We start from the raw sequence: 15,063 nt of genomic DNA on the forward strand, positions 1-15,063 counted from the left end.
GCCCCCGACGTCATCGGTCAGTGGCTCCCTCGGCTGGGCGGCCGCCCTCGGCACGGTTCGAGCCGGCGTCCGTACCGGCCTCCTGCATGACGAAGACGTAGTCCTTCACCAGCGGTCCGAAGAAGTCCTCCCTGACCACCTTCACGACGGCCTGTCCCGGGATGCCGTCCGCCTGCGCGACGATCTCGTACCGCGTCGCGCGGTCGGCCGGAATGACGCGGGTGATCTTCGGCGAGGTGCCGGCCGGCACGGGGATCGGGTACGACGACGCGGACAGGTCGAAGCCGCCGATGGTCCTGCCGCCCACCACGATCTTGACTGACAGCGGGCCGTCGTCCACCGGGATGTCCCTCGCGCTGAACTGCTTCCAGTAGGAGACACATGTGTCGCGCCAGTCGCCTGCGTCGGCCTCGTGTGCGGCGAGCTTGGCCCGCACCTCGGCGAAGCGGCGGGCGTCGATCGACGGCTGCAGCGTGTCCCACGTCTGCCGCATCCAGGTCACGTACTGCACGCCCATCTGGTAGCGGTAGACCAGCTCGTCCCAGAACGGCCGGCCGCTCCTCATCTCGCGGTCCCAGGGGACGTGGTGGAACCACATCATCAGGTTCTCGGGAACGGTGTCGATGTTCCCGTAACGGGCCGCCAGGGTGGGGAAGTACTGGGCGGTCAGGTTGCTCCCGGTGGGGGAGCGGTCGTAGCCGAGGCCCGCGCTGTCCGCCTTGTTGTAGTACACCGGGCTCCAGTCGGGCCGGGCGAGCATCTCCGAGGGGCCGGGGCCGTAGTGGTCGCTCGACCGCATCTGGTGCCCGATGCCGAGCGGGGTCTGGTAGCTGACCAGCGCCTCCCTGGAACCCGTCATCATCTTCACGATGGTGGCGACCACGTGCTCCTGGTTGCTCCAGGTCATCCGGACCCAGTCCTCGGCGATGTCCGCGGAGTCCAGCGTCCAGTCCCAGGCCTGGCGGCCGAAGGCGAACAGGTTCGCCTGCGAGAAGTGGTGTCCGGTCAGGTCGTCGGCGTTGCCCAGGTTGGCCACGCCGACAATGGCGGTGTCGGCCTGGTGCTGGGCCGTGCCGTCCACGATGTGTCCCACCAGGCGCTTGGGGAGCAGCCGGCCCTGCGCGTCCGTGGCATACGTGTCGGACTTGAGGACCTCCTCCCACAGGGGTGCCAGGTAGCACAGCATCGTGTTCTGGCCGGTGTACTCCTGGGTGATCTGCAGCTCGATCGCCTGATTGGTGTTCTCCATCCGGCCGAACATCGGATGGAACGGCTCCCTGGCCTGGTAGTCGAGGGGACCGTTCTTGGTCTGCAGCAGCACGTTGTGCGCGAAGCGGCCCCTGGTGCCGTCGGGCTGGAGTTCGTCGTCGATGGGGCCGAACTCCAGGTAGGCCCGCTTCAACCGGTCGGTGTCGACGTCCGCGTTGTAGACGAAGGTGCGCCAGAAGATCTTCATGCCCAGCGGCGCCACCGCGGCCGCGATGCCGTTGGCGCCGTCGCCGTGGTCGTAGCCGAAGTCCTGCGGGCCGGGCTGCCCTTCGGAGTTGGCCTTCACGGTGAAGCCGATGAAGTCCGGGATGGCGTCGTGCAGGAGTGAGGCCCGCCGGTTCCACCAGCCGCGGAAGTCGGCGCTGTAGGGGTCCAGTTGCTGGGCCGTCAGCGTGTCCGGCGCGAAACGGGGGTCGATGGGCGCGGCGTAGTTGATCGACAGGGCCATCCGGATCCCGTAGGGGCGCAGCGCGTCGGCCAGCGCGGCCTCCTGGGCGATGTATGCCGGGGTGAGGTAGACACTGTTGGCGTTGACGTTGTTGATCGTGATGCCGGTGATGCCCAGGGACGCCAGCGCCCGGGCCGTCACGATGTAGCGGTCGAGGATGACCGGCAGGTTGCGGTCGGCGGCGGCGCCGGTGGCGGCGAAGTCGAAGAGCGCTCCGGTCTCCCCGCCCAGCCCGCCGGTGCCCGACGCGTTGTTCCCGGCGTAGAGGCGCTCGGTCTCCCAGTAGTTGAGATGCCGGTTCTTGACCCTGGGGGAAGCGGAGACGTCGAGGTCAGCGAGGGGCTTGTGCGTCTGCAGGTGCCGCAGGAAGGCGAACGTGCCGTGCAGCGCCCCGATTTCCGTGTTGCCGGCGATGACGGTGAACCGGTGCCTGCCCCTGCCCCTGCCGGGCAGCGTGCGGATCAGGAAGCCGTCGTCGCCCAGCGGGGCAAGGTCGCCCGCGGAGACGTACTGCCGCACGATCCCGGAGCTGTCCCGCGTGCCCACGACCACGGCGCCGTCGGGAACCGCGCCCCCGCGCCCGGTGCTCGCCGGCACCGCCCGGTCCAGCAGCCCGCCGAGTCCCCTGACCAGTTCGTCCCTGGCCGCCTCCAGGGTGGTCTCCACGAGCCTCTCGGCCGATCCCGGCGCCATGCTCAGGTCCTGCGTGCGGCGGTACACCTTGTTCCGGCTCGCGTTCTCCACGACGACCGAGCTGATCGCCTCCCGGTACCGGCGCAGGAGGGCGGGATCGCTGACCCGTACGTAGCGCAGCCACAGGGCGGAGCCGTCGTAGGTGTCGTCCGTCACGACGCCCCCTACCGCGGCCGCGTCGTCCCGGTCGGCGGCCTGTGCGGCACCGCCGGTTACGGCGGCCACCTCCGCGGCCGCCGCGGCCGATACGGCCGCACCCAGAAAAGTTCGTCGGCGCATAGTCATGAGCCCGTCATAGCACGGTAACCGCCATTCGTCACTATGTTCTATGTTCAAGTACGTGAACGCGAAGGCAGGGGCGGGTGCGGCGCCCACAGCTCCGGCCGGGGCTCCGTTCCGCATGTCACCACTGTCCGGTGTGTTACGTTCCGCCGTGCGCTGCCGGGCGCTTCGACCAGGAGCCGCCGGTCATGGCCGCGGCTCGCACCCGTCCGTTACGGCACGTGGGAACACCCTCATCGTTCACGTAGGTGAACGACGAGGAGTCCCCGGCTAACGCGTCCGCCGCGCCGGACCGGGGGCGTCGCGCCTCACCGGCAGAGCGGCGCGGCTCCGCTCGCGTGGCGGCGGCGCGTTCGGTCGGCGAGCGCGGGAACGGTACGAGGCGCCGCCGGGGCCGGAGCCGGAACCCGTGCCGGGGCCGCCGCGGCGGGGCGACGGTCTCCCGGTGGCGCGAGGGGGCCGCGGCGGTGGCGGAGCCGGAAGCACCGGCTTGCGCGGCGGCGGGCCGGGCGGGGCCGATCGGTTGGCAGGCGGCGCGGGGCGTGCGTTCCGGTGTTCACCCGGAGTCTCCCTTGCGGTGTGGGGGGCGAGAGCAAGGTGATCTGAGAGGGTGTCTGTTAGCGCTAACACACCTCCGCGGATGCCGGTCCGCAGGAGGAGAGCGGGTCAGGGCCAACGGCCGCACTGTGCACTGCGCCGTGCACGGTGTCAACCCTGTGCGTCAACCCTGCGGCAGCTCGCTCCGGCAGAAGGGCGCCCGGCCGCCCGGGCCGGGCGGACTCCGGCGGGCTGTCGCCGCCCTGTCATTGACGCGGCGGCGGCACGTCTGCTTACCTGGCTGCTCGCGACCTCTCGCGTGTCCCGGTTGCCGGATCGGACACCGCGTCAGGACGGTCGTGCGTCAAGCCCGTTCGGGCAGTTTCCGGCTCTTCCCCCCGCAGATCGCCCCTCCCAGCGGTTCGCGCGTACCTCACCGGTAGTCGCCGTCCTCGTATCGCAGGAGGTTCTCCATCGTTCCGCCCGCGCGCCCGCCCCGGGGGCGGGGGTCCGCGTCGGACGGCTCCGCCGGCCTCACCGCACCGGATCCGCGCGACTCGCCGGGACTCCATCGCGCTCACCCGGCGGGTCAGCTCCCGGCACCGGCTTCCGCGGGCCGGTCCGCCACCCGTGACGGGAGGGCGCGGGGAGTGGGCGCGTCACGGCACCGCGGTGACCGCCCTGTGGTGACCGCACGACGGCACCGTGGTGACCGCCCTGTGGTGACGGCACCGGGGTGAGCGCTCACAGAGCCCCCGCGTCCGCACAGGAAGCCGAGGGCACACGGCGCCCGCGCACCGCCGGCAGCGGTACGGCGCGGGACCCGCGTCCGGAGCCTCGATGCCGGGGCGCAGGCCGCGCCGTCCGGCGAGACCCGCGCCCGTCCCTGAGCCGTTACCGCGCATTCCGTCCCGGCACGGACCGGCGCGCGCGGGTACGGGGGCCGGCGGCTCGGGGCCTACTTCTGCCGTGCCAGCCAGTCCGAGAACCGGGTCTCCGCCAGGTCCGCGCCGGGACCCGGCAGGAGCGTGTCCTCCCGCAGTTCGGCGCCCCAGTACCTGACCTGCGGGTCCGTGACGACCGTGCGGGGGTCGTCCTTGGCGGCGAGTCCGCGGCGGATGAACTCGTCGATCGGGAACGTCTCGGGGCCCGCGACCTCCACGACACCGCCCAGGGGGCCGCCGACGGCGGTGCGGCCGACGGCGGCGGCGACGTCCCCCGAGAACATGGGCTGGATCTTCGCGACCGGCAGGCGCACCGTGTCGCCCTCGGTGGCCCCGTCGGCGAGGCCCTGCGCGAACTCGAAGAACTGCGTGGCGTGGACCAGGGAGTACGGGATGCCCGACGCCTTGATCAGATCCTCCTGGGCCTGCTTGGCACGGAAGTAGCCGCTGTCCTGGAGCCGCTCGGTGCCGACCACGGACAGCGCCACGTGGTGCGCCACACCGGCCTCGGCTTGCGCCTTCAGGATGTTGGCCGTGGAGGCGCGGAAGAAGTCCATGACGGCCTGGTCCTCGAACGAGGGGGAGTTGGACACGTCGACCACGACCGAAGCGCCCTTGAGGACGTCGGCCAGGCCCTCTCCCGTCAGCGTGTTCACGCCGGTGGTGGGGGCGGCCGGGACGGCCTCGTGCCCGTGCTCCGTCAGCCTGGCGACGAGCTGGGAGCCGATCAGCCCGGTCCCGCCGATCACGACGACCTTCATAAGGGTTTTCCTCTCGGGGTCACAGTGCGCGGCGCGCTCCACGCGGGGTGGCTCACCGGCACCTGAAATGCCTTGGGTCTTCATGAGACAGACCGGGGACCCGCCCCCCTTGTGACAGCCGGCGAGGTCCGCGCCTGCCGCGGCGCCCGCGGAGGAACCGTTTAGGCGCGGCGCCCCGGGTAAGCCGACACAGGGACGCCGGTGGCCGCGAGCAGGTGGGGAGCCGTCGGGCAACTGCCTGGTGACGTGCGGAGGAGGTGGGCTCGGTGGTGCTTGCGGACCGGTATCGGCTGGATCGGCTGCTCGGGCAGGGCGGTACGGGCGAGGTCTGGGCGGCCTGGGACCTGCGGCTCGCACGGCCCGTCGCCGTCAAGATGCCCGCCGCCCGTGCGGCGGACGACGCGGAGGCGCGTTTCCGCCGCGAGGCACGCACGGAGGCCCATCTGCACCACCCGCACATCGTCGAGGTCTACGACTTCGGCGTGCAGGACGGCCGCTCGTACCTGGTGATGCAGCTGGCAGGCGACCGTACGCTCGCCGACGAGCTGAAGGCGTACGGACCGCGGCCGGCGCACTGGGTGGCCGACAAGGCCGCACAGATCGCCGACGGCCTCGCGGAGGCGCACCGGCTGGGCATCGTCCACCGGGACATCAAGCCGTCCAACATCCTGCTGGACGGGGCCGGTTCGGTGAAGATCGCCGACTTCGGGATCGCCCGCGGCCTCGGCGGTGACACCGTCACCGAGGTCACCGTGACCGGCATGGTCACGGGCACGAGCGCCTACATGTCACCCGAGGCGGCGCGCGGGAACGTCCTCGGCCCGGCGGCCGACGTCTATTCCCTGGGCTGCACCCTCTACCAACTCCTCGCCGGCCGGCCCCCGTTCCTCGCGGAGCACCCGCTCGGCATGCTGCACCAGCACGTGGAACGCCTCCCGCCGCCCTTGCGCGCGGTACGGCCCGGCGTGCCCGAGGCGCTGGAGGCGTTCGTGGCCGGCATGCTCGCCAAGGACCCGCGGGACAGGCCGACGGCGCTTGAGGTGCGGGACTGGTTCAGGGACGGCGCGTGGCGGGCCGGTGCCCCCACGCGCCTCGCGTTCCCCGGCCCGGCGTCCGGCACCCGCGCCTTCGCCCCGGCCGGCCACGCCTTCGCCCCCGGCCCCGTACCCGCCACCGCCCCCGTACCCGTACACGGCCGCCGCGCGGCCCTCCCGGCCGCCGCCGGGGCGGGCGCGGGCGTGGCGGCCGTGGCGGTGGCCGTCCTCGCCCTCGCCTGGCCCATAGGCGAGGCGCACTCCTCGCCACAGCCTTCGGACGTGCGTCCGGCGCCGCAGGCCGCAGCCTCGCAGCACGTCACGACGCCCGGACCCCGCATCGCCCCCACCCGCCACGCCTTCGTACCGGGCGTGAACTCCCAGCCCGTGAACGACTGGCAGACGTCCCCGCCCACCCCGCGCGGCACCGACGGCGCCGCGGACGTCCGGCACACACCCGCGACCCCGGGGCCGCGGAACGACAAGCAGCCCGTCGGCGCCCCCTCGCCCGCCACGGGCAGCACTCCCGGCGACCTTGCGACCACCGCCCCGCAGCCGAGCCCGGCCGCGCCCTCGCCCACCGATTCCCCGCAGCCCACCGCCACCCCCACCGACACCCCCTCCACGACGGTGAGTCCGTCGGCGACCACGGACGCCGGCGGCGACGGCGCAGCGGCGGGGCGGAAGAAGCCGCCACAGCACTGACCGGCCGCACCGGGACCTCCCTCCAGGGATCCGGCGAGGCGTTCGCCCGCTCGACTACCCTCGGCGCCACCGACGTCCACCCGTCCGCCCGTCCACCCGTCCATGGGGCGATCCGGCGGACGGCGACCCAATCGTCACGCGGAGCCGCCCACGATGAACACCCCACCACCGCCGCCCGGAGCGGGGCCGGCCGACGGCCCCCCGGTCCGCATCGGCGCTCTCGTCCCGCTGACCCGGCCCGGCTGGGCCGATGCGGGCCGGCACCTGCTCGCCGGACTCGAACTGGCCGTTCGCGACGTCAACGACGACGGCGGGATCGGCGGACGGCCACTGGAACTGCTGACCCGGGACACCGCGGCCGATCCGCGCGAGGCCGCGGCGGCCGTGGACGAGCTGGCCGGCCTGGGCGTCGCCGCGCTGGCGGGGGAGTACCACAGCGTCGTCGCGCGCGCGGCCGCCGCCAGGGCCGACGCGCTCGGCCTGCCGTTCCTCTGCTCGTCGGCGGTGCTCGACGCGCTCACCGAGCAGCCGACGCGATGGGTCGCGCGCCTCGCCCCGGCGCAGTCCCACGGCTGGCGCGTCTACGCCGACTTCCTCGCCGGCGCGGGCCACGGCCGCGTCGCGGTGGCGGCCGAGCCGAGCGTCTACTGGGCGGCCGGGACCCGCGTGCTGAGGGACCGCCTCGCACCGCGCGGCGGCACCGTCGTCGGACTCGACGCGCGTGCCCTCACCCCCGCGGCGCTGTGCGACGAACTCGCCGGCAGCGGCGCGACGGCCCTCCTGCTCCTGGTGGGCAACCCCGAGCCGGCCGTCTCGATCGTCAGGGCCGTCCGCCGCGACCGGCGCCTGGCCCGGATCACGATCGGCGCCCCGGCCGGGCAGCCGGAGTTCGCCGCGTGGGCGGCGTCGCTGGGTGACGACGGCGCCGGCATCCCGTTCCTGCGCTACCTGCCCGAGCGCCCGACCCCGCTGGGCGAGCGCGTCGAGGCGGCCCTGCGCGAACGGCTGGACGAGGCGCCCTCCTTCGTCGCCTTCGAGGGCTACGACACGATCGCCGTCCTCGCCGGCGTGCTGCGTTCGCACGGCGTCGGCAGGGCGGGTATCGCCGGGTCCTGGCCGCGCGTCGCGGTCGACGGGACGCGCGGGCGGATCCGGTTCACCCGCGTGCCGGGCATCGGCGTGTGGCAGTGGGCCCGGGCGCCGGTCCAGGTCGTCGACCGGGACCCGGCGGATCCCGCTCGCTTCCGGATCCTCCGCACCGACGCGGGATGACATCGAGCGCGGGCCGTCCGCCGCCCGCGCACGGCGCCGCCCGCGGCGTCCGGATACCGGCCCGGCACGGCGCCGCACACGTGTCCGTGGGTGGCGTCAGCCGATGGCGATCACCGGCTGGGCGGCGGGGTCGATCCACTGCATGATCTGGGTCAGGAAGGCGGCGGGTACGGCGACGCAGCCCGCGGTGGGACCCGCCTCGGGGCCGAGGTCGTGGAGGAAGATGCCGGCGCCGCGGCCTTTGACGGCGGGGTTCATGTTGTAGTTGACGACGAGGGCGTTGTGGTACTGGGTGGGGTAGTTGATGAGGTGTTCGCTGCCGTCGTCGCCGGATTCGGTGAGGTGGAAGCCGCCCTGGGTGTCGGTGCGCATCTGGTTGTAGTAGGCGGACGTGGGGTCCTCGACCCACCAGTCGTGGGTGGTGACCTGGTGGTAGGGCATCTTGGTGCCGGGGTTCGTGCCGACACCGAAGCCCTGGGTGATGGTGTACGTGCCGGTGGGGGTGGTGTACGAGCCCTGGGTGCGGCTGATGCCCTCGGTGATGCCGTGCGAGCCGACGCGGGCGGCGGTGGTCGCGGCGACCTGCTGCCAGGTCCCTGAGGTCTGCTGCCACATCGCGACCGTGGCGTAGGAGCCGCTCGCCTTCACCGTGATGACCTGGGTGGTGGCGGCCCCGAGGGTGACCTTGACGGGGAAGGGCCCGGTCGTGGTGACGTACAGGCCTCCGGGGGGCTGAGTGTTGGGCGCGCCGGGACCGTCGGCGTTCGGCGCGGTGGCGGGGCCGGTCGTGGCCGCGGAGCTGCTGATCCCGGAGACGTGCTGGTCGGCCGTGCCGGCGGACAGCGTGGCGCCCGATGGCGCGGGGCCGGGCAGCGCCGTGTCGTAGCTGACCGCCCGGCCGGTCGCGGCCCCGAGCGCGGCCGGCGCGGTGGCCGCCTGGGCGCCGGTGGTGGCGGCGAGCGCGGAGACGGTGGCCGCGGCGCCCAGCACTCCGGTGACAGCGGCTCGGCGGGCGGTCCTGGCACGGGGCTTCGCGTGGCGGCCCGAAGAGGCGGTCATCGGCGGGTGGCCTTCCCTCGCGTGGCTCGGTCGGTACGGCGGTCCGGCCGGATCGTACCGCCGGGCGGACCGGACCGCCGCCCGCGGGCGGCGGACGGGTGTCCGACTGTACCGGCCGCCTCCCGGCGGGCGGACGGCGAGGTCGAGGGACCGCACAGGACCGCACAGCGCACAGCAAGCAACTCCTGAGTCGCACAGGCCGGATCGGCGCTCCGGATCCGACGGCATTCACGCCGCCCCGCCAACTCCTCCCGATCTCCCCGATCCCCTCGATCCCCTCGATCCCCGCGAACTCCGCAATCTCCCTGATCCCCCCGATCTTCACGGATCGAAGCGAGGTCCGAACAACTCGCCGGGATCCGGGATTGACCTCTCCCGGCCCGGGCCGCGGCCTGCCCGCGGCGGGGTCAAAATCAATGTCGAAGAGGATCGCGGGACCCGCCGCAATCACCGGCGATATCAGGATGACCGGCGGCATCATAATGCACATCCGGCAGACCCGCGGACCGACTTGACATGCAACTGCCGTACATGAAAAGGCGTTTGGCCGTCAGTACGGCAGGTCCGCCTCGTCCCTCTTGAACTCTTCGGGGCAATTCTTCTGCTTCGCCACCATGGGTCACTGCCCGCGGCAGAGGGGCAATCCAGATCCCGCCGGCGGAATTATGGGAGGTCAAACAATGTTTTCCGGTCCCGACTTGTTCGGTCAGTGCGCATCTGGCTAGAGTCGGCCGCCATGACCACAGAACTTTCACACATCCGCAGCAGCTTCGCGGCCGTTCAGCCCTACGGCACGCAGGTGACGGACTACTTCTACGAGCACCTCTTCGCCAACAATCCCGGTGTGCGCCCGCTTTTCGCCGCCCACATCGGTGATCAGCGCGACCGCCTGTGGGCGGCGCTGGGCGCCCTGGTGAACAACATCGAGAACACCGAGACGCTGACGGGCATGCTGCAGAACCTCGGGCGCCGCCACGTGGGATACGGCGCGCTCGCCGAGCACTACCCGGCCGTGGGGGCCAGCCTGATCGCCAGCCTGCGCCACTTCGCGGGCGACGCGTGGACGCCGGAAGTCGAGGAGTCCTGGGCGGCGGTCTACGGCGTGATCAGCACCACCATGATATCGGCCGGCGAAGCGGCCTCCGTCTGACGCAGCCGCCGGCGGCTCGTCCAAGGGCCGCCGACCGGCCCTCGATTGATCGGAAGTCAACCAAGATGTCAGCCACCGGAGGGTGGTCGTGAGCGACTCCCAGGCGCTGAGAGACTCTTTCGCCCTGGTCGGCAAGTCCGGGGACGAGGTGCCGCGGTACTTCTACTCCTACCTGTTCCTCATCGCGCCGGAGGTCCGGCCGATGTTCCCCGTGGCCATGGGCATGCAGCGCGACCGCCTCGTCGCCGCCCTGGGCCGGATCGTCGCGGACGCGGACGATCCCGACCGGCTCGTCCCGTTCCTGCAGCAACTCGGCCGCGACCACCGCAGGTTCCAGGTGGTCGCCCAGCACTACGAGGCCGTGGGGCAGGCACTGCTCGCCACCCTGGCCTACTTCCTCGGCGAGGCGTGGACCCCGGAACTGCAGCGCGGCTGGACCGAGGCCTACACACTGGTCGCCGGCACCATGCTCCAGGCCGCCGAGACCGACAGCGCGGTGAACCCGCCGTGGTGGAACGGAGAGGTGGTGCGGCACGAGCCGCGCGGCTTCGACCTCGCGGTCCTCACCGTCCGCCTGGACCAGCCGATGCGGTACGTGGCCGGGCAGTCCGTGATGGTGGAGGCCCCCGAGCTGCTGCCGAGCACCTGGCGGTCCTTCACCCCGGCCAACGCGGCGCGCGCCGACGGGATCGTCGAACTGCACATACGCGCGATCGACGGTGGCCTGGTCAGCCCGGCCCTGGTCTACCGGCTGCGGCAGGGCGACGTCCTGCGCCTCGGGGCCCCGATCGGCGACAGGCTGACGCTGCGCGCGTCCGCCGGCCGGGACCTCGTGCTGATCGCGGGCGGCACCGGCCTCGCCCCGCTGCGCGCCCTGATCGAGGAGATCGCCTGGCACGGCCCCCCGCGCCGGGTGGACCTGTTCTTCGGGGCACGCGACGCACACGGCCTGTACGACACGGCCGCGCTGAGGCAACTGGCCCAGCCCAACCCGTGGCTCCGCATCACGCCGCTGGTCGGCGCGGACGCCGGCACCTTCGAGAACCGCAGCCTCGCCGGCCCCGTGCTGCGCTCGGCCAACTGGAGCGGACGTGCCTTCTACGTCTGCGGTTCGCCCGCCATGGTCTCCGCGACGGTCCGCGATCTTGCGGCCGCAGGCATCCCCCACGACCTGCTGCACTTCGAAGACGCTCGGTGATCGGAGAGACGTGAACGAGACAGGAGCACGCCATCCGGCGCAGCGCCCGGTGACCCCCGAGTCGCTGCGCGCGATGACCTTCCCCCGCGCCCCCCTGACCCGTCGCGGCTACAGCGAGGAGCCGGTGCACGACGCGCTGCGCCGGTGCGCCGCGGCGCTGACCGCGCTGACGGAGGAGAACGACCGGCTGCGGGCGGACATGCAGCGCCACCGGGACTGGATCCGGGCGAACAACATCGGCGACGGCACCACCCCCACCGGGGTGCCGACCGTGGACGCGGTGCTCCAGCAGGCCCGCGCCCAGCAGTCCGCCGAGCAGACCGTCCTGGCGGCCCGCGAGCAGGCCAGAACCATGCTGAGGGCCGCCCGGGCGCAGGCCGAGGCCATCCTGCGGCAGATGCAGGAGAACGGCGGCCAGGACGACGGCGACCAGGAGGAGACCGAGCGGCTCATCTCCTACCTCCGGCAGATCGCCCAGTCGCTGAACGTCACGGCGGACCAGTTCGCCACGAAGCACACCACCCCCATTTCCAACACTCCCGCCCCGACCCCTTCGGCCGCCGCCGCGACCCGGTACGGCGCCTGATCCACCTGCCCGCCCGGCCCGCGGTCACCGGTCCCGTCGGGCGGGTTCCCCGGCGTCCGGGCCGATGCGCGCGCCGGGCCTGAGCGCGTCCGACGGCACATCGAGGAGCCGCCGGGCCCGGACGGGGTGCCGGGCCTTCCCGGCGAGAGTTTCTTCGGCGACAGGGTCTCCTGCGACAGGGTCTCCTGCGACGGCGAGGGGGCCGAGGAGGGCGCGGCGCCCGGCCGGGGCCTTCCGCGGACCTCGCCGTCGTCGGACCACGGGGGAGGGGACGGCCCCGGACGTCAGCCCTGCGCCGTGGGACGCACGATCAGCTCGTTGACGTCGACGTTCGCCGGCTGGTCGATGGCGAAGGCGATCGCGTCGGCGATGGCCGAGGCGGGGATCGCCAGCTGCCGGGCCGCCGCACGGGCCGCGGCCTGTGCCTCCGGCGAGCCACCGCGGTCCGTCAGCTCGCTCTGGGTGAAGCCGGGGCTGACGACGGTGACACGGATGTCGCGGCTCTCCTGCCGCAGCCCCTCCGACAGCGCCGCCACGCCGAACTTGGTGGCGCTGTACACGGCGGCGGTCGCGTCCGCCCGGTGCCCGGACACCGACGACACGTTGACGATGTGCCCACCCGCCTGCCGCCGCATCTGCGGCAGCACCGCGGCCAGCCCGTACAGCACACCGCGCAGGTTGACGTCGATCATCTGCTCCCACTCGGCGATCCGCAGCTCCTCGATCGGGGAGAGCGCCATCACCCCGGCATTGTTGACCAGCACATCGATCCGGCCGTACTCCTCGACGCCGGCGGCGGCGAAGGCGCGCACGGAGTCGAGGCTGGTCACGTCCAGCTCACGGTGGGCGACCGAGGCGCCGGCCGCGCGCAGCTCCTCGGCGAGCGCGGCGAGGCGCTCGGTACGGCGGGCGCCGAGCAGCACGCGGTGGCCGAGCCCGGCCAGGCGGCGGGCGGTGGCCTCACCGATGCCGCTGCTGGCCCCGGTGATCAGAACGGTCTTCGTTGTCGTCGGCGTGCTCACGTGTGCTCCTTCAGAGGTGTTCCGGCGGCGGGCCGGTCGCGCCTTCAACTGCAACGCACCGGGTCGGACCGGGGAAGGGTGCGTGAGCCTGGGTGCCGCACACCCAGGCTCACGCACCTTTCGCGGGGCGCGCGGCCCGCGGCGCGGGGCGCGGGCGGAGCCCCGGCGGAGCCGGTGCGAGGCACCGATCCGGCGCGCCCGGTTAGCATCGATGTCATGACCGCACACGACAACGAGCTCGGCGCGTACCTCCGCGCGAGCCGCTCGCGTGTGGAACCGGCCGACGCCGGACTGGCCGGCGGGGTCTCCGGGCGACGCGTGCCGGGCTTGCGCCGCGAGGAGGTGGCCGTGCTCGCCGGCGTCAGCGCGGACTACTACGCCCGTCTTGAGCAGGGGCGTGAGCGTCATCCCTCCGCGCAGGTGATCGGGGCCATCGGGAACGCGCTGCGCCTCGCGCCCGAAGCACGCGAGCACCTGTTCCGGCTGGCGGGGCTGAGCCCCCTGCCGGGCCCGGACGGTCCGCGGGACGCCCGGGGCCCCGTGCACCCGTCGCTGCTCCGGCTGCTGGAGAGCTTTCCCAAGGCGGCGGCGTACGTCCTCGGCCCGGCCCTCGACGTGATCGCGGCCAACGCGATCGCCGACGCGCTGCTGTCGCCGTTCGGCACCGAGCGGAACATGCCGCGCATCCTGTTCACCCACCCCCGGGCCAAGGACGTGTTCACCGGCTGGGAGCCGCTGCGGCGCAGCACCGCGTACGCGCTGCGGCTGAACGCGGGACGCTTCCCGGACGACGCGCACATCGCCGGCCTCGTCGCCGAACTCGACGCGGTCTCACCGGAGTTCCGGGCCCTGTGGGCCGACCGTGACGTCGCGGGCCTCACCCGGACCTTCAAGGTGTTCCATCACCCGGAGGCCGGCCGCATCCGTCTGACCTACCAGACGTTCGAGGTGGTCGACGCCCCGGGCCAGCTCCTGCTCGTCGGCACCCCCGAGCCCGGAAGCCGCAGTGAGCAGGCCCTGGCGTACCTGGCCTCGACGGCGGAGTCGGCCTGAACGCCGGGAGTCCGCGGTGCACGGCACCGTGGCCGGTCGGACGGTCCACGGGCCCGTCCGACCGGCCACTCGCCACCGTCGGCCGGGTGGTGTGCGATCAGGTGGTGGCGCAGGTGCCGGTGCCGAGGGTGAAGTAGGGCGGAGCGGATTCGATGCCGTTCCCGGTGGCGACGAAGCCGATGGTCACCGAACCGCCGGCGGGGATGGAGGAGGTGTACGAGGCGGGGGTGACGGTCACCCTGCCGCCGCTCTGGACGAACGTACCTCCCCACATCGTGACGACGGTCTCGCGCCAGGTGTAGTCGAGCGGGAAGTCGAAGACCAGCTTCCAGTCGCTGATGGCGGTGGTCCCGGTGTTGGGAATGGTCATCTCGCCCTGGAACCCGTCGTTCCAGAGGCTGACGACCCGGTAGCCGACGGAGCAGGTCGTAGGGGGAATCGCGGCGGTGACGGCGTACACCCACGCGGTGCGGGGGGATGCGTAACCGGCGGCGTCGAAGGCGCGGACCGCCAGGTCGTACCCCGCGCTGGGGTGAAGGCCGGTGACAGTGGCGGTGGTGGTGGTCGAACTGCCGATCGTGGCGTAGCCGTCACCGGTGTCGAAGACGACGTCGTAGCGGGCGACACCGGCGCTGTCGGTGGAAGGGGCCCAGGTGAGGGTGACCGAGGTGGGCGTCACGGACACCACGGTCGGGTTGCCCGGTTGGGTCGGCCCCACGGTCCCGCCCGAACTGCCGCTCGTGGCGCCGGACGAACCGCCGCCGATGACACCGGCCGAGGTACCGCCGGAGGTGGACGTGCCGCCCGACGTGCCGCCGGACGTGCCGCCCGTGGTGCCGTCGAAGGTGCCGACGGCCGAAGTACCCGCGCGGTCGGTGCCGGGCGGCTGCGCCTGCGCGCCGGCCGGCGGGACACCGCCCAGGACGACGAGCCCCAGGACCGCGGTCAGCGTGGCCAGCAGCGCGGTGACCGGACCTCTTCGTGCCGTACGTAATGCTGTTCTCACTGCGACTCCAGGAAGTCGGCGCCGGGGAACTCCGGCGTGGGCGA

Annotated in this window: 11 protein-coding genes; 6 read left to right on the forward strand and 5 right to left on the reverse strand. The window is 73.0% G+C overall.

The window, feature by feature from the left end:
* Positions 1-10 precede the first annotated feature (10 nt).
* Together K7G61_RS07625 and K7G61_RS07630 are read right to left on the reverse strand one after the other, a co-directional pair.
* Complete coding sequence (locus tag K7G61_RS07625; protein WP_225845916.1) at positions 11-2,695, reverse strand: alpha-glucuronidase family glycosyl hydrolase; 2,685 nt, start codon at positions 2,693-2,695, stop codon at positions 11-13.
* A 1,492-nt stretch (positions 2,696-4,187) separates the two neighbouring features.
* The gene (locus tag K7G61_RS07630; protein ID WP_225845917.1) at positions 4,188-4,934 is read right to left on the reverse strand and encodes an SDR family oxidoreductase; all 747 of its coding nucleotides are present in this window, start codon (positions 4,932-4,934) and stop codon (positions 4,188-4,190) included.
* Between the two features lie 266 nt (positions 4,935-5,200).
* Here K7G61_RS07630 and K7G61_RS07635 point away from each other — a divergent pair, with 266 nt between their 5' ends.
* Both K7G61_RS07635 and K7G61_RS07640 read left to right on the forward strand, forming a co-directional pair.
* Complete coding sequence (locus tag K7G61_RS07635; protein ID WP_225845918.1) at positions 5,201-6,673, forward strand: serine/threonine-protein kinase; 1,473 nt, start codon at positions 5,201-5,203, stop codon at positions 6,671-6,673.
* 153 nt (positions 6,674-6,826) lie between these two features.
* On the forward strand, positions 6,827-7,945 hold the full coding sequence (locus K7G61_RS07640) for an ABC transporter substrate-binding protein (protein ID WP_225845919.1): 1,119 nt from the start codon (positions 6,827-6,829) through the stop codon (positions 7,943-7,945).
* Between the two features lie 96 nt (positions 7,946-8,041).
* Here the strand turns inward: K7G61_RS07640 and K7G61_RS07645 are convergent, their stop codons facing one another.
* Positions 8,042-9,004: a L,D-transpeptidase family protein gene (locus K7G61_RS07645; protein WP_225845920.1), complete on the reverse strand. Its 963-nt coding sequence runs from the start codon at positions 9,002-9,004 to the stop codon at positions 8,042-8,044.
* 736 nt (positions 9,005-9,740) lie between these two features.
* Here K7G61_RS07645 and K7G61_RS07650 point away from each other — a divergent pair.
* From K7G61_RS07650 to K7G61_RS07660, 3 genes are all read left to right on the forward strand, one after another.
* Entirely contained in the window at positions 9,741-10,154 is a 414-nt protein-coding gene (locus tag K7G61_RS07650) for a globin family protein (protein ID WP_225845921.1), read from the forward strand.
* 88 nt (positions 10,155-10,242) lie between these two features.
* Entirely contained in the window at positions 10,243-11,352 is a 1,110-nt protein-coding gene (locus K7G61_RS07655; RefSeq protein WP_225845922.1) for a globin domain-containing protein, read from the forward strand.
* 10 nt (positions 11,353-11,362) lie between these two features.
* Positions 11,363-11,938: a DivIVA domain-containing protein gene (locus K7G61_RS07660; protein WP_225845923.1), complete on the forward strand. Its 576-nt coding sequence runs from the start codon at positions 11,363-11,365 to the stop codon at positions 11,936-11,938.
* 284 nt (positions 11,939-12,222) lie between these two features.
* Here K7G61_RS07660 and K7G61_RS07665 read toward each other — a convergent pair whose 3' ends face one another.
* Positions 12,223-12,960, reverse strand: a complete 738-nt coding sequence (locus K7G61_RS07665) for an SDR family oxidoreductase (protein WP_225845924.1) — start codon at positions 12,958-12,960, stop codon at positions 12,223-12,225.
* A gap of 216 nt (positions 12,961-13,176) precedes the next feature.
* Between K7G61_RS07665 and K7G61_RS07670 the strand changes: the two genes are divergently transcribed.
* Positions 13,177-14,013, forward strand: coding sequence for a helix-turn-helix transcriptional regulator (locus K7G61_RS07670; protein WP_225845925.1), 837 nt, complete (start codon positions 13,177-13,179; stop codon positions 14,011-14,013).
* A 97-nt stretch (positions 14,014-14,110) separates the two neighbouring features.
* Here K7G61_RS07670 and K7G61_RS07675 read toward each other — a convergent pair whose 3' ends face one another.
* On the reverse strand, positions 14,111-15,019 hold the full coding sequence (locus tag K7G61_RS07675) for a cellulose binding domain-containing protein (protein ID WP_225845926.1): 909 nt from the start codon (positions 15,017-15,019) through the stop codon (positions 14,111-14,113).
* Positions 15,020-15,063 lie beyond the last annotated feature (44 nt).

It is taken from the genome of Streptomyces sp. HPF1205 (genome assembly GCF_020400825.1).
GTDB lineage: Bacteria > Actinomycetota > Actinomycetes > Streptomycetales > Streptomycetaceae > Actinacidiphila.

What these genes read in the sequence shown, in the direction of transcription:
- K7G61_RS07670 (WP_225845925.1), top strand. Translation starts at nt 13,177, where the DNA reads ATGACCGCACACGACAACGAGCTCGGCGCGTACCTCCGCGCGAGCCGC.
- K7G61_RS07645 (WP_225845920.1), bottom strand. Translation starts at nt 9,004, where the DNA reads ATGACCGCCTCTTCGGGCCGCCACGCGAAGCCCCGTGCCAGGACCGCC.
- K7G61_RS07640 (WP_225845919.1), top strand. Translation starts at nt 6,827, where the DNA reads ATGAACACCCCACCACCGCCGCCCGGAGCGGGGCCGGCCGACGGCCCC.
- K7G61_RS07625 (WP_225845916.1), bottom strand. Translation starts at nt 2,695, where the DNA reads ATGACTATGCGCCGACGAACTTTTCTGGGTGCGGCCGTATCGGCCGCG.
- K7G61_RS07650 (WP_225845921.1), top strand. Translation starts at nt 9,741, where the DNA reads ATGACCACAGAACTTTCACACATCCGCAGCAGCTTCGCGGCCGTTCAG.
- K7G61_RS07630 (WP_225845917.1), bottom strand. Translation starts at nt 4,934, where the DNA reads ATGAAGGTCGTCGTGATCGGCGGGACCGGGCTGATCGGCTCCCAGCTC.